The organism is Virgibacillus senegalensis, from assembly GCF_000821245.2.
GTDB lineage: Bacteria > Bacillota > Bacilli > Bacillales > Amphibacillaceae > Sediminibacillus > Sediminibacillus senegalensis.
The window spans coordinates 25566-45629 of sequence record NZ_LN611421.1 but is presented as its reverse complement, the minus strand read 5'-3'; the positions used below and the strand labels follow the sequence as shown (position 1 = coordinate 45629).

Below are 20064 nucleotides of genomic sequence, written 5' to 3'. Positions count from 1 at the left end.
ACACACTCCTTATTAAATCCCTACTGATCGCTGTCTTTATTGTGTAATAAAGAATTTAGCTAGTAAAGTATTAAGTATTTCTGCTGCCTCGGTAACTTGCACCTCGGTTGTTTCCTTGCCGAATGAAAAACGTACGAATTCCTGGGCCTGTTCACTGGTTCTGCCAAGTGCCTGGATTGTTTTGGATGGTATCTGCTGACCAGTGCTGCAAGCAGACCCGGTGGAAACGGCCAATCCGTTCCGATTACATTCAAGCAGGACATATTGTCCCTGGATTCCCGGAAAACGGACTCCTAAAATATTGGGAAGCTGCTCGACGGAATCTCCTTCTATGATGGCGTCGGAGGATATGTCAGAAAGCAAATCGATAAACATTTGGCGAAGTTGTTTATATCGTTCTTGATTTGCGGGCATTTCCTCGTGGAGAAGTTCGGCTGCAGTAACGAAAGACGCGATGCCAGGGACGTTTACGGTTCCAGGGCGGAATCCTTTTTCATGAGTGGTGTTTGGCAGAAAAGGCTTAAATGGTACAGACGGATTGATATAAACGGCCCCCACACCCTTTGGACCATAGACCTTGTGACTCGAGAGAGAAATACTGTCTACCGGAACATCTGTCAGAACTAACGGCACTTTGCAAAATGTCTGGACACAGTCGCTATGGAACAGTACACCTTTTGAATGAAGCAGGCTGCCTATTTCTTGTATAGCTTGTAGAGTACCAATCTCTCCATTACCGTGCTGGATAGATGCTAAAATCGTATCCTCACGAATTGCGCGGCCCAATACTTCTAAATCAAGGAGTCCCTTCGAATCGACCGGTAAATAGGTCACCTCATAGCCGAGAGTTTCCAATCGGGCAAAAAAATGCTGAATCGAAGAGTGTTCGATGGTAGTGGTGATTAAATGCTTCCCGTTATGGTCGTTCGCCTCGATCAGCGATTGCAAAGCAAGAACATTTGATTCACTTCCTCCGCTGGTAAAATAGATCCCGTCTTTATCTGCCTGAAGCAGTTTTCCAAGATTGAGCCGGCAGCTTTCCAACAGCTGGGCCGCCTGAGAGCCGACGTCATGCAAACTGCTAGCGTTCCCGTAAAATGTCGTGGATGCTTCCACATACATTTGCAGGGCTTCTTGTCTCATGGGGGTTGTGGCTGCGTAATCCATGTATATCATCTTTTTTCTCCTTTCTTTTTATGGAAGTTCTAAATTGCGGGAAAAATGACCGTCGAATTTCTTCGTTAGCTAGCTGTTCCGTTCCTCATGTATGAAAAGCATACACTGCGGTACTCCCAGCGTCGCTGCCTTGAACTTCTCGGTCCTTTTTGTCCTCATTTAGAACCTCAAATTAGGGAAGTTCTCCATTGCAGAAAATAATGATATCGAATTTCTTCGTTAGCTAGCTGTTCCGTTCCTCATGTATGAAAGGCATACACTGCGGTACTCCCAGCGTCGCTGCCTCGAACTTCTCGGTCCTTTTTGTCCTCATTTAGAACCTCAAATTAGGGAAGTTCTCCATTGCAGAAAATAATGATATCGAATTTCTTCGTTAGCTAGCTGTTCCGTTCCTCATGTATGAAAGGCATACACTGCGGTACTCCCAGCGTCGCTGCCTCGAACTTCTCGGTCCTTTTTGTCCTCATTTAGAACCTCAAATTAGGGAAGTTCTCCATTGCAGAAAATAATGATATCGAATTTCTTCGTTAGCTAGCTGTTCCGTTCCTCATGTATGAAAGGCATACACTGCGGTACTCCCAGCGTCGCTGCCTCGAACTTCTCGGTCCTTTTTGTCCTCATTTAGAACCTCAAATTAGGGAAGTTCTCCATTGCAGAAAATAATGATATCGAATTTCTTCGTTAGCTAGCTGTTCCGTTCCTCATGTATGAAAGGCATACACTGCGGTACTCCCAGCGTCGCTGCCTCGAACTTCTCGGTCCTTTTTGTCCTCATTTAGAACCTCAAATTAGGGAAGTTCTCCATTGCAGAAAATAATGATATCGAATTTCTTCGTTAGCTAGCTGTTCCGTTCCTCATGTATGAAAGGCATACACTGCGGTACTCCCAGCGTCGCTGCCTCGAACTTCTCGGTCCTTTTTGTCCTCATTTAGAACCTCAAATTAGGGAAGTTCTCCATTGCAGAAAATAATGATATCGAATTTCTTCGTTAGCTAGCTGTTCCGTTCCTCATGTATGAAAGGCATACACTGCGGTACTCCCAGCGTCGCTGCCTCGAACTTCTCGGTCCTTTTTGTCCTCATTTAGAACCTCAAATTAGGGAAGTTCTCCATTGCAGAAAATAATGATATCGAATTTCTTCGTTAGCTAGCTGTTCCGTTCCTCATGTATGAAAGGCATACACTGCGGTACTCCCAGCGTCGCTGCCTCGAACTTCTCGGTCCTTTTTGTCCTCATTTAGAACCTCAAATTAGGGAAGTTCTCCATTGCAGAAAATAATGATATCGAATTTCTTCGTTAGCTAGCTGTTCCGTTCCTCATGTATGAAAGGCATACACTGCGGTACTCCCAGCGTCGCTGCCTCGAACTTCTCGGTCCTTTTTGTCCTCATTTAGAACCTCAAATTAGGGAAGTTCTCCATTGCAGAAAATAATGATATCGAATTTCTTCGTTAGCTAGCTGTTCCGTTCCTCATGTATGAAAGGCATACACTGCGGTACTCCCAGCGTCGCTGCCTCGAACTTCTCGGTCCTTTTTGTCCTCATTTAGAACCTCAAATTAGGGAAGTTCTCCATTGCAGAAAATAATGATATCGAATTTCTTCGTTAGCTAGCTGTTCCGTTCCTCATGTATGAAAGGCATACACTGCGGTACTCCCAGCGTCGCTGCCTCGAACTTCTCGGTCCTGTTGTCTTTTCATACAAAAGCCATAGGGTTTTTGAAAACGATTTAAATAAAGCTCTTGTCATTCATTAAATAATATGTAAATATAGGTGTCAAGACACATAGATATACATTTATCTAATTCGTTGTAGAAGACTAGATTAATAGGGGAGACGCCATGTGCTTTACACAGATGTCATTATANTAGCTAGCTGTTCCGTTCCTCATGTATGAAAGGCATACACTGCGGTACTCCCAGCGTCGCTGCCTTGAACTTCTCGGTCCTTTTTGTCCTCATTTAGAACCTCAAATTAGGGAAGTTCTCCATTGCAGAAAATAATGATATCGAATTTCTGTGTTAGCTAGCTGTTCCGTTCCTCATGTATGAAAGGCATACACTGCGGTACTCCCAGCGTCGCTGCCTCGAACTTCTCGGTCCTTTTTGTCCTCATTTAGAACCTCAAATTAGGGAAGTTCTAAATTGCGGGAAAAATTACCGTCGAATTTCTGTGTTAGCTAGCTGTTCCGTTCCTCATGTATGAAAAGCATACACTGCGGTACTCCCAGCGTCGCTGCCTTGAACTTCTCGGTCCTTTTTGTCCTCATTTAGAACCTCAAATTAGGGAAGTTCTCCATTGCAGAAAATAATGATATCGAATTTCTTCGTTAGCTAGCTGTTCCGTTCCTCATGTATGAAAAGCATACACTGCGGTACTCCCAGCGTCGCTGCCTTGAACTTCTCGGTCCTTTTTGTCCTCATTTAGAACCTCAAATTAGGGAAGTTCTCCATTGCAGAAAATAATGATATCGAATTTCTTCGTTAGCTAGCTGTTCCGTTCCTCATGTATGAAAAGCATACACTGCGGTACTCCCAGCGTCGCTGCCTTGAACTTCTCGGTCCTTTTTGTCCTCATTTAGAACCTCAAATTAGGGAAGTTCTCCATTGCAGAAAATAATGATATCGAATTTCTTCGTTAGCTAGCTGTTCCGTTCCTCATGTATGAAAAGCATACACTGCGGTACTCCCAGCGTCGCTGCCTTGAACTTCTCGGTCCTTTTTGTCCTCATTTAGAACCTCAAATTAGGGAAGTTCTCCATTGCAGAAAATAATGATATCGAATTTCTTCGTTAGCTAGCTGTTCCGTTCCTCATGTATGAAAGGCATACACTGCGGTACTCCCAGCGTCGCTGCCTCGAACTTCTCGGTCCTGTTGTCTTTTCATACAAAAGCCATAGGGTTTTTGAAAACGATTTAAATAAAGCTCTTGTCATTCATTAAATAATATGTAAATATAGGTGTCAAGACACATAGATATACATTTATCTAATTCGTTGTAGAAGACTAGATTAATAGGGGAGACGCCATGTGCTTTACACAGATGTCATTATAGTGGGCAGTGGCTTGGCTGCTTTAGTGGCAGCCAGGCAGTTGAGTAAACATAAAAATGTGATTATTTTCACAAAATCTACGAAAACCGCCAGCAATTCCTATATGGCTCAAGGAGGTATAGCGGCAGCGATAGGTGAGAATGACGATTGGTCCAGCCACTTTCACGATACGATGGCGGCTGGCTGTCACTATAACAAAAGTGATCACGTTCGTGCTCTAGTTCAACAAGGTCCTGAATATATCGAGCAACTGATTGCAGAAGGTTTAGAGTTCGACAGGGATACAGATGGCCGGATCGCTTTAGGAAAAGAAGGAGCCCATTCCCAGCGTAGAATTCTCCACGCTGGTGGCGATTGTACTGGAAAAGTGATGACAGAGTTTCTCTTTCAAAGCATTCAGGGCAACGTCACGATCAAAGAACAAGAAATGGCTGTTGATTTGGTCATTGAGCGTGGGCGATGCCGGGGAATAAAAACGATTGATGAAAATGGCGCAGTTCATTACCGTTTTGCATCATCCATTATCCTCGCGTCAGGCGGAATTGGCAGTTTGTATAGTCAAACGTCCAACCATGATTCCGTGACAGGAGACGGCCTTGCGATGGCCTACCGTGCCGGTGTTGAACTGGTCGATCTCGAATTCGTCCAATTCCATCCGACAATGCTTTGGAAGGATGGAGAGGTACTCGGCCTTGTCTCCGAAGCTGTCAGAGGTGAAGGGGCCATTTTGGTAAATGACAGCGGAAGAAAAATCATGGAAGGCGTTCATCCGCTGGGAGATTTGGCAGCACGGGATGTGGTGGCCAGAGAAATCTTTAAGCAACAACAGCAAGGCTTGGACGTTTATTTGGATATTTCACCAGTGAGTTATTTTTCCAATCGCTTTCCAACGATACACAAGCTATGTCAGGAATACGGTATGGATTCCCCCTTACTCCCAGTGACTCCTGGAGCCCATTTTTTAATGGGAGGGATCAAAACAGGGAGAGGAGGGGAAACATCGATTCCGGGTTTATATGCTGTCGGAGAGGTGGCATGGACCGGTGTTCATGGAGCAAATCGGATTGCCAGTAATTCCTTGTTGGAGGGAGTTGTTTTCGGCCATTTAACGGCAGAGAAGATTTTGGATCAAGGATCGTCTCAAAGGGCAGAAATACCAGTTCGTCCGAGACCCCAAGTTTTTACAGGTATGCTCCCGGAGAAACAGGCTATTCGCCGGATGATGACAGCATATGCCGGAGTGGAACGGAATCAGCGGGGACTCTCAATATTAAAAAACTGGCTGGAGTGCTACTTCAATCCACATTTGCCTGTTTCCTTGGATAGCAGAGATACAGCAGAAAAGGTCAATATGGTGACTGCAGCCTGGCTCATTACGACTTCTGCTTTAACAAGGATGGAAAGCCGGGGAGGTCATTATCGAACCGATTTTCCCGTTTCCAGGACAGAATGGAATAACAAGAGGATAATCCGCCAAATGCAAGAGCAAGCGGCGGTCATGTAGGGGGGAATGGAAAAAATGAACAAGATTAAATTGCAGACCATGCTTCGCCAATTTTTTTTGGAGGATATCGGTGAACAGGATATCACGAGTTCTGCCATCTTTCCCGCTCATGAAACAGGAATGGGAACATTTATTGCGAAAGAGAAGGGGATAGTGGCAGGACTGGAGATTATCACAGAGGCATACTGCTTGTTAGATCCATCCATCCGGGTCCGCCTGTTGAAGCACGATGGACAATTGGTACAGCCTGGAGAGAAAATCGCAGAGGTCGAAGGCCCTGTTCGCGATCTTCTTTCTGGAGAAAGAGTGATTTTGAATTTGCTGCAACGCATGGGAGGTATTGCTACCCGGACGAGGAAAAGCGTCGAAGCATTAAGCAGTGGGCACACCAAGATTTGTGACACGAGAAAAACAACACCAGGTTTGCGAATGCTGGACAAATATGCGGTACGCTGCGGAGGGGGAAGCAACCACCGATATGGCTTGTATGATGGAATCATGATTAAGGATAATCACATAGCTTTTTGCGGAACGATTACCGAAGCGGTAAAAAGGGTTAAAGAACACGCAGGACACATGGTGAAGATCGAGGTCGAGACAGAAAACAAAGAACAGGTAATTGAAGCTGTTGAAGCGGGTGCAGATGTAATCATGTTCGATAACCGCTCTCCTCGGGAAGTGGCAGAGTTTGTCAATTATGTGCCAAAAGGAATCATCACGGAGGCATCTGGGGGTATTACAGACAATCAGCTGGTAGCTTACCGGGACACTGGAGTGGATTACATATCACTTGGTTACCTGACACACTCGGTTAAGGCATTAGATATTAGCATGCTTGTTGAAAATCAATTGTTAGGGGGAAACGCCGATGAAAATGCTCGAACTACTAGAGCGCACCAGGAATCAAGCATTGCCCGAAATATATAAAGACCTCTCCGAGGCGGAAATGGTTGAAAGGGTAAAAAGCGTTAAAGAAAAATTCGGCGACAGGTTGTTTATACCTGGTCATCATTACCAAAAGGACGAGGTAATGCAATTTGCGGATGCAGCCGGCGATTCATTGCAGCTTGCTCAGCTATCGGCCGCTAATACGGCTGAATACATTGTTTTTTGCGGGGTGCATTTCATGGCGGAAACCGCCGACATTTTGACAAACGATTACCAACAGGTCATTTTACCGGATATGCGAGCGGGTTGCTCAATGGCCGATATGGCCGATATCCATCAAACGGAAAGAGGCTGGAAGTTGATGCAGGAATCCTTCGGTGATACGATCCTGCCCTTGACCTATGTCAATTCCACTGCAGCAATTAAAGCATTCGTAGGGGAAAATGGAGGGGCAACCGTTACATCCTCCAATGCAAAACAAATGCTGGAATGGGCATTTACGCAAAAAGAAAGGATTCTATTTTTACCTGATCAGCATTTGGGAAGGAATACAGCTTATGAGCTTGGAATCCCCCTGGAAAACATGGCGGTTTGGAACCCGATTCTCGACCGGTTGGAGTATGAGGGAGATACGGAGAACATCCAGGTGATATTGTGGAAAGGGCATTGTTCCGTTCATGAAAACTTTCGAGTTTCAAATGTAGAGCAAATTCGTGAAACGAATCCCGAGCGGAAGGTGATCGTTCATCCGGAATGCAGCCGGGAGGTAGTAGATCTATCTGATTATGCAGGCTCTACTAAATATATTATCGATACCATTTCGAAGGCACCGGCTGGAAGCAAGTGGGCGATAGGTACGGAAATGAACTTAGTTAAACGGCTTATTCACCAGCATCCCGACAAAGACATTGTTTCCTTGAATCCGTACATGTGTCCATGTTTGACGATGAACCGGATTGACCTCCCCCATCTGTTATGGGCGCTTGAATCGTTGGAACGGGGAAAGGTGGTAAATCGAATAAAAGTGGATCCACACATTGCCCGAAAGGCAAACCTTGCACTGAATCGCATGCTTGCAAGAGTGTGATCGGAAACTGGAAAATCGGCACCAAAAGGTTTGATTGTCTTTTGGTGCCTTCCTTATGTCATCAGGCAAAACTTAAAAGGGATGGTCGACGAAATATAGGGTCAAGATGGAAGGGAAACGGAGCAGGTGCTTTTGCCTGAATGCTCGCCGATCGGCTGTTTTTTCTTTAACCGGGAGTGAGCGAGAGGCTTGCGCTTTTTTTTATTGCTTTATTTTTATGGATAAACTAAGTACAATAAAAAAGTATCAACGTTTAATCATGGATAGAAAGACGTGAATGCGATGAAGTGTATTGTAGGACTTGGGAATCCAGGAAAAAAATTTGAGCAAACACGCCATAATATAGGATTTATGATTATTGACGAACTAGCCAGACGGCATCAGTTGGATTTGAAAAAGAAAAAATTCAATGGCCTTTATGCGCTTGAATCGATAAATGGTGAAAAGGTACTGCTGCTCAAGCCGCAGACTTACATGAATTTATCTGGAGAGTCATTGAGACCGCTCCTCGATTATTATGAGATAGATTTAGACGATGTGGTGGTCATTTATGATGAGCTGGATTTGCCGCAAGGAAAAATTCGTTTGCGGGAAAAAGGTGGTCATGGCGGCCATAATGGTATCCGTTCGATCATCGATCATCTCGGGACTAAGGAATTCAAACGGATCCGCGTAGGAATTGGACGACCTTCTACCCCGATGCCTGTTCCGGACTATGTGCTCGGAACGTTCGGCAAACAGGAAATGCAAACCATGGACGAAGTTGTTGGAAAAGCAGCTGACGCTTGTGAAGCTTGGTTGGACAAGCCGTACCTGGAAGTAATGAATGAATTTAACCGTTAAGTCATAGACTGGAATAACATACGTATAGAAACCTTCCCTACGGAAAAACTGAAAGTGAATCTACATCGACACTTTTTTCCAGAGGAGGTTTTTCGTATGTCGCTTGTTTATCATTGCAAGCATTGTGGGAATGAAGTTGGCAAGCTGGATCAGCAGATACTGGATGAGCAACAATTAGGCTTTCAAACGCTTAGTCAGGAAGAGAAAAGGGAAATGATCCAGTATCAAGATAATGGAGATGTCCATGTCCAGACCATTTGCGAGAATTGCCAGGCATCTTTAGAGCAGCATCCTCATTATCATGAATTGGATCACTTTATCCAGTAATAATTGATTTACTATTCGGGTTGGTTTCCCTCGGATAGCTGAGGGAAGCTGTTCTTGTAATAAAAGGGTTATAACGATAAAAGGAAGAAGCTTTGGTTGTCAGCCAAGGCATTTTTGTACTTATTCGCAAAATTTTCATACTGCTTACGGACATTAGGGGGAGGCATCATGCAAGGATTAAAACAATATTTAAAAACCCAAGATGACATAAAATCTGTATTATCAGGGGTAGAAGCTGGCCTGAAAGAACAGCTTGTCTCCGGTTTGACGGGATCAGCAAGAGGAATGCTGGCTTCGCTAATCAATGAAGCTTCCAAAAAACCGATTTTACTTGTGACACATCAATTGATGCAGGCTCAACAGCTTTATGAGGACCTGTTGGAAATGTCGAATCGGGATACCGTTCATCTTTATCCGGTGAATGAGTTGATTGCTTCAGAGATAGCTATTGCCAGTCCTGAACTGAAAAGCCAGCGAATCGAAGCATTAACTAAATGGATGAACAGGGATTCTGGGATTTTGATTGCGCCTGTGGCGGCTCTAAAACGTATTTTGCCCCCTGCATCCTACTGGAAAGATTATCAGTTACATTTCCAACTGGAAACCGAAATTGATATCGACCACTATTTGGCCTCCCTGGTCGAAATGGGCTATGAACGAGTCGATATGGTATCCACTCCTGGAGAGTTCAGCCTGCGTGGTGGCATCATTGATATTTACCCTCTCACAGAGGCAAATCCGATCCGTGTAGAGTTATTTGATGAAGAAGTGGACTCCATCCGTTTTTTTGATGCGGAGACACAGCGGTCTTTGGAAAAAGCGGAAAAAATTGTGGTAGGGCCGGCTACGGAAATGCTGTTAAGGCAGGAAGATATCGCGACAGGGGCAGACAGGCTTGAAGAGGAATTGGCTGCATCCTTGAAAAAGTTAAAGAAATCCGAGGATAAGGAAAAACTCGCTGGAGCAGTTAATCACGATTTGGACAGGTTAAGGCAGCAGGAACGATTTCAGGAAATGTACAAATATATCGGGTATTTTTATCAAGAGCCTGGTAGTTTATTAGATTATCTGCCGGAAAACGGTTTGATTATTTTAGATGAAATGAGCAGAATCCAGGAAACGGCCCACCGTCTTGATGAAGAGGAAGCGGAATGGCATCAAAGCTTGTTGGAAAACCACCAAATGGTGCATAACCTATCGATTTCTTTTGATTGGCATGATACGTGGGTAAAAATGAAGCAGCCCCGTCTTTATATGTCTGTGTTCCTGCGCCACATTCCCAACACGAATCCGCAAAATTTGGTGAATGTGTCCTGCCGTGCCATGCAGCAGTTCCATGGACAGATGAACTTATTGAAAAACGAATTTACCCGCTGGCAGAACAATGATTTTTCCATTATCATCTTTGCCCCGAGTGAACAACGGGCAGAAAAAATCGAAGCGGTTCTTTCCGATTACGATATGGAAGCTGTCCGTGCATCAGGTGAGGTAGAGTTGCCGCATTCCAAACCACTGATTTTGGTCGATAATATTAGCAGTGGATTTGAACTTCCGATGCACAAAGTAGCTATTTTGACAGAAAGTGAATTGTTCAAGAAGCGGACAAGCAGACCGAAGAAAAAGCAGAAGATATCCAACGCTGAACGGATCAAGAACTATCAAGAGCTGAAGGTGGGCGATTACGTCGTTCATGCCAATCACGGAATTGGCAGGTATCTGGGTATTGAAACACTGGAAGTAAATGGACTTCATAAAGACTTCATGCTGCTTAAGTACATGGGGGATGACAAGCTTTTTGTTCCGATTGATCAAATCGACTTGGTCCAGAAATATGTCGGGTCCGAAGGAAAGGAACCGAAGCTTTATAAGCTTGGCGGAAGTGAATGGAAAAAAGTAAAAAGCAAAGTGCAGTCCTCTGTTGAAGATATCGCCGATGATTTAATAAAGCTTTATGCAGAAAGGGAAGCAACCAAGGGTTATGCTTTTTCCGAAGATACCCTGATGCAACGGGAATTTGAAGATGCGTTCCCATACCAGGAAACAGAGGACCAGATTCGCTGTATTGAAGAAATCAAGCGTGACATGGAGCGACCTCGTCCGATGGATCGCTTGCTGTGCGGAGATGTCGGTTATGGGAAAACTGAAGTAGCCATAAGGGCTGCCTTCAAGGCCATTGCTGATGGAAAGCAGGTTGCCATCCTCGTGCCGACGACCATCCTGGCTCAGCAGCATTACGAGACGATTATGGAACGGTTCCAAGGACACGCAGTCAACGTAGGGCTGTTGAGCAGATTTAGAACGAGAAAACAACAGAAGGAAACATTGGAAGGATTGAAGAAAGGGTTAGTCGATATTGTTATCGGCACCCATCGACTGCTCTCCAAGGATGTAGAGTATAAGAGTATCGGTCTCTTGATAGTGGATGAGGAGCAGCGATTCGGTGTAAAGCATAAGGAAAAAATTAAACAGTTGAAAACCAATGTCGATGTCCTGACTTTAACCGCAACCCCGATTCCGCGGACGCTTCATATGTCGATGCTAGGTGTCCGGGATTTATCGGTAATCGAAACTCCGCCGGAGAATCGTTTTCCAATACAGACCTACGTGATGGAATACAATCCGGTCTTTATCAGGGAAGCCATTGAAAGGGAAATGTCCCGCGGTGGCCAAGTGTTCTTTTTATATAATCGGGTAGACAATATCGAGCGAATGGCAGAAGAAATATCAGCCCTGGTAGACGACGCCCGGGTTGCATTTGCGCATGGACAAATGAATGAAGCAGAACTGGAGAATGTCATGTTTTCTTTCTTGGAAGGGGAATCCGATGTTCTAGTCAGCACGACGATTATCGAGACTGGCGTAGACATTCCGAATGTAAATACATTGATTGTATATGATGCGGATAAAATGGGTCTTAGTCAGCTTTATCAGCTGCGCGGACGGGTAGGAAGGTCCAATCGGGTAGCCTATTCCTACTTTACGTACCAGCGCGATAAAGTACTTACAGAAGTGGCTGAAAAAAGACTGCAGGCAATCAAAGAATTTACGGAGCTCGGCTCAGGGTTCAAAATTGCCATGCGCGACCTTTCAATACGCGGAGCAGGGAATCTGTTAGGCGCCCAACAGCATGGTTTCATTGATTCTGTTGGTTTCGACATGTATTCGCAAATGCTGAAAGAAGCAGTCGATGCAAGAAAAGCGGGAAAAACGGTCGAAGAAGCAAAACCGTTTGAAGTGGAACTTGATTTGGATCTCGATGCGTACATTCCAGATAGCTATATTGATGATGAAAAACAAAAAATCGACATGTATAAACGGTTCCAGGCTATCGACTCTCAAGAGGATACGTTCGATTTGAAAGAAGAATTGATGGACCGGTTCGGTGATTACCCGGAAGAGGTCGCCAACCTTTTCCACGTTGCTTCCATTAAAAGCAGTGCGAAGCAGCAGCGTGTCCAGTCAGTCAGTGAAAAGAAAAGCAAAATTGAAATTTTGGTAGAGGAAGATACCAGCCAGCAAATTGACGGAGCAAAGCTGTTCGAATTTGCCAATAACTATGGCCGAATGGTACAGCTCGGTACGGAAAATCGCAACTTGAAAATTGTATTACAGTGGGATCGGGAGCACAAATATCGCCGCTATGAAATCGTGCAGGAACTAATCAACGGCCTGAAAGACACAAGAAGGGATTAGAAAAGCGGAAGCGACCGTTCAGCTGCGAAGGCACTGGACTGATCCGCAGGAGATAAAGGAAACCCAATGAGAGAAACGAATGGAGGTTGACTTATCGAGTGGAGGAGAAGGAAGTGCACGAGCAGCTGGGAGCAGCAGCTGGACAGAGAAAAGCGTAAGCGACCAAACCACGAAGCAGCGGGTGTAGTTCGGGCCGCAAGGTGAAAAAAGCACATGGATGCAAAACACGTTTTTGACGGCGTTAGCAAGGCAAAATGTAGATTATTTATGTATAGTTATTAACAGGTGAATCATACTAAAGCCACAACTGGTTATTTCTGCTTAATGTTACCGATGGTGGAAAGAGAGCCAGAAAGATCATCAAAGAAAGTGAGGCTACACAGCAGATGAAAGCAACAGGAATTGTGCGTCGAATTGATGATTTAGGCAGAGTGGTGATTCCAAAAGAAATAAGAAGAACGTTAAGAATTCGAGAAGGAGATCCGTTAGAAATATTTGTTGACAGGGATGGCGAGGTAATCCTGAAAAAGTACTCCCCGATCAGTGAACTGGGTGACTTTGCAAAGGAGTATGCGGATGCCCTGTTTGATTCTCTAGGATCTCCCGTACTTATATGTGATCGTGATGAATTCATAGCCATTGCTGGAGAATCCAAGAAAGAATATTTAGGCAAAAATATCGGATCGCAAATGGAGAAAGCGATGGATGAACGTAACCTGGTGACGGAGACAGACGCAGCTGTCGAGCTAGTGGAAGGAAGAGAGGAAAATATCGCTTCCTATGTGCTAAGTCCGATTATTGCAAATGGTGATCCGATCGGTTGTGTCATGATTATGTCGAAGACAAAAGGCGATTTGGGACCTGTAGAACAAAAGGCTGTAGAAACGGCTGCTGGATTTCTGGCAAGGCAAATGGAGTAGATAGTATCCATTATGGAATGCATATAAGAGGGATTGGCATTAGGAGGGCTCACCTTTTGCCAATCCTTTTTTGCCCTGCAGAGATTTATAAGTTGTACTGAAACCGAATGTTTGGGTATATGACAAGTGCCACGGTGATAAATCATTCACTTGTAAAAAGGCTTACATACCTTTACGATAGACAAAGGATAAGGGAATTGCAGGAAAACAGGGAGAGAAAACCATGGAGCAGCTTAGGATTGCTAAAGTTTTGAATAACAATGTGATTATTGCCGAGCATGAAACCTATAAAGAGGTCGTGCTGATAGGAAAAGGAATTGGCTTCAATCGGAAGCCCGGGGAGGAAATTTCCGTTGATAAGGCGGATAAAACTTTCTTGTTGAAGGATGAAAAGGAAAAGGAACAATACGTTAATCTGCTGCCATATATCGATAAAGAATTACTTGATTTTATGAATGATATCATGCTGTTTATCGAAGAGAGAATGGGGAAACAACTTAATGAGCATATTCATGTTGCGCTTACCGACCATATTGCTTTTGCGGTTAACCGGGCAAAAAAAGACATGCACTTTTCCAATCCGTTTATGTTTGAAATCGAGGCCCTTTATCCGAAAGAATATCAGGTAGCCGTAGAGGTAGTGGAAAAACTGAAAAGGCAGACAAAAGTGGATTTTCCGGAAGGAGAAATAGGCTTCGTCGCTTTGCATATCCATAGTGCCGTGACGGACAAATCGCTTCGGGATATTAACCATTATCACCAGTTGATCACCCAAATGATTGAGTTAATCGAAGATGGTTTGGAAATCACGCTTAACAAGCAGGATGTGAATTATTTCCGGTTAATTCAGCATTTGCACCGGGCGATAGACCGGGTTCATAAAGGCGAAGCATTGGGACGGGAAAAGAAATTGGCCGAAATGTTGAAAAAAGAATATCCCCTATGCTATAATCTTGCTTGGAAGTTAGTGAAAGTGATGCAAAAACAATTACAACGACCTGTAGATGAATCTGAAGTTCTTTATTTAACGATTCATTTACAACGCTTAACCAATAAATCCTAATCATTACGTGTTACTGATTCGATCAGGCATGAGTATGAAGAGATTTTCAGGTTACGATAAGGGATACGTCTACCCTTTTAACCTGTATCTGCATACTCATGCCTTTTTTGTTTGTCTTTCTGAAAACGTTTTAGGATAGATTGGTTTTCCATAATTATTATGTTTAGGAGGTAGTATTATGTTCAAAAATGCTTTTGGTACTTTGCAAAAAGTCGGTAAAGCGCTAATGCTTCCGGTTGCGTTGCTTCCGGCAGCAGGTATTTTGCTTGCTTTTGGGACAAGCTTTGCCCAAGATACCTTTGTAGATAAAGTTCCTTTCTTTGGTACTCCATGGGTACAAGAAGTTTTGGCTGTTATGGCCGAGGCGGGCGGTGTCGTTTTCGATAACTTGCCGTTACTCTTTGCGGTGGGGGTAGCCATCGGACTGGCCGGCGGAGATGGTGTAGCCGGACTAGCAGCAATCATTGGATATTTAATCATGAATGTCACAATGGGTGTTTTTGGCGATGTAACACCGGAAATGGCACAGGAGAATCCTGCTTATGCCATGGTACTTGGTACACCGACACTCCAAACCGGTGTGTTCGGGGGGATAATCGTTGGTTTATTAGCATCCTATCTGTATAAAAAGTTTTTCAATATCCAGCTTCCGCAGTTTTTAGGTTTCTTTGCCGGAAAGCGGTTTGTGCCGATTATCACCGCCTTTTCAGCTTTGATTTTGGGTATCATCATGTTATTCATTTGGCCGTACGCCCAAACCGGACTTAATGCGCTCTCGCATTTTATGCTGGAAACAAACAGAACGTTATCTGCATTTGTATTCGGGGTCATTGAAAGGGCCTTGATTCCGTTCGGTCTGCATCACATTTTTTATTCGCCGTTCTGGTTTGAATTCGGTTCTTACACTAACGCGGCAGGAGATATTGTCCGTGGGGACCAAACTATCTTCTTTGAGCAACTTAAAGATGGTGTCGACGAGTTTACAGCAGGAACGTTCATGGTTGGTAAATTCCCGTTCATGATGTTCGGCCTTCCGGCTGCTGCATTGGCGATTTACCATACAGCTAAACCGGAACGTAAGAAAGTTGTAGCAGGTATTATGGGATCTGCAGCATTGACGTCTTTCCTGACTGGTATTACCGAACCATTAGAATTCTCTTTCTTATTCGTAGCACCTGTTTTATTCGGTATCCATACGATTTTTGCAGGACTGTCGTTTATGACGATGCAATTACTCGATGTAAAAATAGGAATGACCTTTTCCGGCGGATTGATCGATTTTATTTTGTTTGGTGTCATGCAAAATAAAACAGCTTGGTGGTGGGTCATCATCGTCGGTTTGGTTCTGGCGGTTATTTATTACTTTGGATTCCGCTGGGCGATTCTTAAGTTTAACCTGGCGACTCCGGGACGGGAAGATGAGGCTGCTGATGAAGATGATGGAGAAGAAATCAGCGATCTTCCTTACGAAATCCTTTCTGCCATGGGCGGAAAAGAAAACATTACCCACTTGGACGCTTGTATAACACGTCTGCGGGTTAGTGTTGACGATAAAAATAATGTAGATAAAAACAGACTGAAGAAGCTTGGCGCATCTGGTGTGATGGAAGTAGGCAATAACATCCAGGCGATCTTTGGACCAGTTTCCGACAGCTTGCGTGGTCAGATGCAAGATATTATGGATGGTAAAACACCGAGATCGAAAGAGGACGTTTCACAAATCGTTGATAAAGCAAAAGACGCGGAAGAAGCGCCTGTTGATTTGAACAACCTGGAATTTGCCAGCCCGTTAAGCGGGGAAATCCTGCCGATTATGGATGTACCCGACCAGGTATTCTCCGGTAAAATGATGGGAGACGGTTTTGCGATTAAGCCTGATCAAGGAACGATTGTATCACCGGTTAACGGAAAGGTATTGAATGTATTCCCTACGAAGCATGCAATTGGTTTGCAGGCTGATAATGGTACAGAAATCCTTATTCATATTGGTATTGATACCGTCAAGCTAAAAGGAGAAGGATTTGAAGCCAAAGTCCAAGAGGGTGACTTTGTAGAACAAGGCCAGCCATTGATGGAAGTTGATTTGGATTATATCGGAGAACATGCGGCATCCACGATTACCCCTGTCGTCTTTACAAACCTGGAAGAAGGCCAGGAAGTTACCGTGAAGGCTTCCGGAAAAGTGAATGCACAAGATAAAGATATCGTAACGATTCAGTAAGGTACATTGCGATAGGCTCTACCTCGGATACCGGGGTGGAGCCTTCTTTGTATGTTGCCGTAAACGGATATGGGTTGACAGCCTGGCTCTTACCCAAAGAAGGATAACATTTCATGGATTTTCTTAACGAATAAAAGGCGGTGCTTGGCCAGTAATATGGGGAGGTAACGCTGTGCTATAATAGCAGAGGAATTTCCTATGAAGTATCCAGTCATAATATTTGATACGGAAGGCGAAAAAATGGATGAAATAAAACATACCAAGCAAATGTTTAAAGGAGCTCTCCTGCTTACTGCAGCGGGAGTAATCAGCAAAATACTGAGCGTGGGCTACCGTATTCCTTTACAAAATATAACCGGGGATGTTGGATTTTATATTTACCAGCAAATATATCCTTTTTTAGGAACAGCTTTCATGTTGTCGCTATATGGATTCCCGGCAGCCATCTCCAAGTTGGTAGCGGAAGAACGAGAGCGTGGTCTCCGGCTTTCCTTCCGTTCTTTTTATATGCCTGTCACGGGGTTGTTAATTACGATCAATATGCTCTTGTTTGGCGTGTTGTTTGGTTTAGCCCCGCTAATCGCAAAGGCCATGGGGGATAACCAACTCACAGGACCGTTGCGGGCCGCCTCTTTACCTTTTTTGTTCGTGCCGTTTTCTTCTATCTGCAGAGGGATATTTCAGGGGCTGAACAATATGAAGCCGACAGCAGTTTCACAGGTGGTGGAACAGGTGGTAAGAGTGTCGGTTATATTAGTCGTATCGTTAGTGATGGTGCATGAAGGCCGGGATTTATATGAGGTTGGTTCTGGAGCAGCGGCAGGATCCTTGCTGGGTGCTTGTGCTGCTGTATTTGTGTTAGCCGTGATGTTTACCCGAGATCGACCCTGGTATAGGGATCGTCCTGGTTATTCTATCCCTTGGAAAAAATATATACGAACCATTTTACTTTATGGCATGTTTATCTGCCTGAATTATATGATGTTTTTGTTGATTCAATTTGCCGATGCATTTACTCTCGTACCCAACTTAATAGAATTTGGAATGACGCGCCAGCAGGCAATGGAGTGGAAAGGTGTTTTTGACCGGGGGCAGCCGTTAGTCCAGCTGGGAACAGTTCTCGGCTCATCGCTTGCATTGGCGCTTGTGCCAACTGTAACGAGGAGGCAGTTAAACGAACGCCCTGTCGAATTGACAGAACATGTGAAAAGCGCATGGAAATTCAGTTTCATTTTATCGACAGGAGCAGCCATAGGATTGATGGCGATTTTCCCTTATGCTAATATCCTATTATTTGAAGATGACGCAGGGACGGGGAGCCTGCAAATTTTAGCGCTGTCTATCTTGTTTACCTCCCTTGCCTTGACTCTGTCCTCTATCCTGCAGGGGCTGGGTGACTTCCGCTGGACGGCCGTTTTCGTCGTGACCGGTATGATCTGTAAAGGCATTTTGAATGAATTGCTTGTCCCGGTGTGGGGGATTGCCGGAAGTGCTGTTGCCACCGTGGCGGCAGTTATGGTTATTTTATTGTTAAATGTTGCTCGGCTGAAGCAGAGGATTCCACATTTAAGCTTGTTACAATTCAGATGGCGTTCTCTTGTCATCTCACTTGCCGGAATGCTCATTTTTCTTTATGGTTTGGATAGAAGCCTGGGGAAATTGGTTCTTGCCGGGCCACGAATAGATTATGTAGCATATACATTGATTGCTTGTTTCGGAGGGGCTGCAATCTATGTCTTCTTGCTGATTAAGCTGCGTGCTTTTACCGATAACGAACTGGAAGCACTTCCGTTTGGCAGCTATTTGGCCGGCTTAAATAAAGGAGGAAACAAAAATGGCAAATAAGATGGAAATCATAGGATTGGGTGCAGGCGATATCAATCAACTTCCCTTGGGAATTTACCGTAAACTGTTGAACAAACAGGAGAAAATCTATGTGCGGACCCTTGACCATCCGGTGATCGATAGTTTGAGACAGGAAGGTGTCTCTTTTACTTCTTTTGATGAAGTGTACGAAAAAAACCAGGATTTTTCTTCTGTTTATCAGGAAATAGCCGATTATCTCGCTAATGCTGCTGGAGAACGGGATGTGATCTATGCGGTTCCGGGCCATCCGATGCTAGCGGAAAAAACAGTTCAGTTACTGCTGGATAACGACAAGCTCGATGTGACAGTGATGGGTGGCCAAAGCTACTTGGACGCACTATTTACAGCATTACGGATCGACCCAATCGATGGGTTTCAGTTTGTCGATGCCACCTCTTTTAAACGAAATGAATTGGAATACCGCCACCATTTAGTCTTTTGTCAGGTGTATGACGCTTTTGTTGCATCCGAAGTCAAGCTGACGTTACTGGAAGACCTTTCTCCGGAACATCCTGTCACAATCGTGGAGGCGGCAGGAAGCAATCAGGAAAAACTTGTGACAATCCCGCTGGTCGAGCTGGATCAATCCGCCACCTTGAGCAACCTGACAAGTGTTTATGTGCCGCCTGCTGCGGATACAGAATTAAACCATCAGTTTTTCCGACTGAGGGAAGTAATCGCACAATTGAGAGGACCAAACGGATGTCCTTGGGATAAGAAACAAACACATCAATCCTTGCGGCAATATTTGCTGGAGGAAGCTTATGAGTTCATTGAAGCGGTAAATGCCGAAGATGATGACGGGATGATCGAGGAAATCGGGGATGTCCTGCTGCAAGTAATGCTGCACAGCCAAATCGGGGAAGATGAAGGATTTTTCAGTATAGATGACGTAATAGGTACATTGACCAATAAAATGATCCGCCGGCATCCTCATGTGTTTGGAGAAGCCACTGCCGAGACTGCAGAACAGGTGATGGATAATTGGCAGAAGATTAAAGCGGAAGAGAAACAGGAACAGGCTGAATCTTCCTTGTTGAGTGAGATTCCTCAAGAACTGCCGCAGCTCATGGCTGCAGAAGAGCTGCAGAAGAAAGCAGCAAAAGTGGGATTTGATTGGGGAGAGGCCGAGCCTATTTGGCAAAAGCTGCATGAGGAATTAAATGAATGGCGGGAGGCAGTTGAACAGGGGGAGCAAGAGGAAATAGAAAAGGAATTCGGAGATTTCTTATTTGCTATTGTGAATCTTGCCCGCTATTATAAAGTCAACCCCGAACTTTCGTTAAACAGGACCAATAATAAGTTTCGCAACAGGTTTTCCTATATAGAAGAACAAACAGCATTGAGCGGTAGGAAGATGGCAGATATGAGTCTCGAAGAACTGGATCAGTATTGGAATGAAGCCAAGCAAATCGAATAATTAT

12 protein-coding genes are annotated in these 20064 nt (G+C 44.5%); 11 read left to right on the top strand and 1 reads right to left on the bottom strand.

Annotation, left to right across the window (positions count from 1 at the left end; genetic code table 11):
* Positions 1-36: 36 nt before the first annotated feature.
* Positions 37-1176 carry an IscS subfamily cysteine desulfurase gene (locus BN1067_RS00250; protein ID WP_053216952.1) on the bottom strand — a complete coding sequence of 380 codons (1140 nt, stop codon included), beginning with the start codon at positions 1174-1176 and terminating at the stop codon, positions 37-39.
* 3029 nt (positions 1177-4205) lie between these two features.
* On the opposite strand from BN1067_RS00250, the gene nadB reads away from it, so the two are divergent.
* From nadB to yabN, 11 genes are all read left to right on the top strand, one after another.
* Positions 4206-5732, top strand: coding sequence for an L-aspartate oxidase (gene nadB, locus BN1067_RS00245; RefSeq protein WP_053216951.1), 1527 nt, complete (start codon positions 4206-4208; stop codon positions 5730-5732).
* A 15-nt stretch (positions 5733-5747) separates the two neighbouring features.
* Positions 5748-6659, top strand: a complete 912-nt coding sequence (gene nadC / locus BN1067_RS00240; RefSeq protein ID WP_110943229.1) for a carboxylating nicotinate-nucleotide diphosphorylase — start codon at positions 5748-5750, stop codon at positions 6657-6659.
* The gene (nadA, locus tag BN1067_RS00235) at positions 6607-7707 is read left to right on the top strand and encodes a quinolinate synthase NadA (protein ID WP_234400596.1); all 1101 of its coding nucleotides are present in this window, start codon (positions 6607-6609) and stop codon (positions 7705-7707) included. Before nadC ends, nadA begins: the two co-directional genes overlap by 53 nt.
* A 282-nt stretch (positions 7708-7989) precedes the next feature.
* The gene (gene pth, locus BN1067_RS00230) at positions 7990-8550 is read left to right on the top strand and encodes an aminoacyl-tRNA hydrolase (protein ID WP_053216979.1); all 561 of its coding nucleotides are present in this window, start codon (positions 7990-7992) and stop codon (positions 8548-8550) included.
* A gap of 96 nt (positions 8551-8646) precedes the next feature.
* Positions 8647-8877, top strand: coding sequence for an anti-sigma-F factor Fin family protein (locus BN1067_RS00225; protein WP_053216949.1), 231 nt, complete (start codon positions 8647-8649; stop codon positions 8875-8877).
* Positions 8878-9045: 168 nt separating this feature from the next.
* A complete protein-coding gene (mfd, locus tag BN1067_RS00220; RefSeq protein WP_053216948.1) occupies positions 9046-12570 on the top strand; it encodes a transcription-repair coupling factor in 3525 nt (1174 codons plus the stop codon).
* 386 nt (positions 12571-12956) lie between these two features.
* On the top strand, positions 12957-13490 hold the full coding sequence (gene spoVT, locus BN1067_RS00215) for a stage V sporulation protein T (RefSeq protein WP_053216947.1): 534 nt from the start codon (positions 12957-12959) through the stop codon (positions 13488-13490).
* A gap of 223 nt (positions 13491-13713) precedes the next feature.
* The gene (gene glcT, locus BN1067_RS00210) at positions 13714-14553 is read left to right on the top strand and encodes a glucose PTS transporter transcription antiterminator GlcT (protein ID WP_053216946.1); all 840 of its coding nucleotides are present in this window, start codon (positions 13714-13716) and stop codon (positions 14551-14553) included.
* Between the two features lie 178 nt (positions 14554-14731).
* Positions 14732-16774 carry a glucose-specific PTS transporter subunit IIBC gene (gene ptsG / locus BN1067_RS00205; protein WP_053216945.1) on the top strand — a complete coding sequence of 681 codons (2043 nt, stop codon included), beginning with the start codon at positions 14732-14734 and terminating at the stop codon, positions 16772-16774.
* Between the two features lie 240 nt (positions 16775-17014).
* Positions 17015-18619, top strand: coding sequence for a putative polysaccharide biosynthesis protein (locus BN1067_RS00200; protein ID WP_199868432.1), 1605 nt, complete (start codon positions 17015-17017; stop codon positions 18617-18619).
* A complete protein-coding gene (gene yabN, locus BN1067_RS00195) occupies positions 18609-20060 on the top strand; it encodes a bifunctional methyltransferase/pyrophosphohydrolase YabN (protein WP_053216942.1) in 1452 nt (483 codons plus the stop codon). Before BN1067_RS00200 ends, yabN begins: the two co-directional genes overlap by 11 nt.
* Positions 20061-20064: the final 4 nt, after the last annotated feature.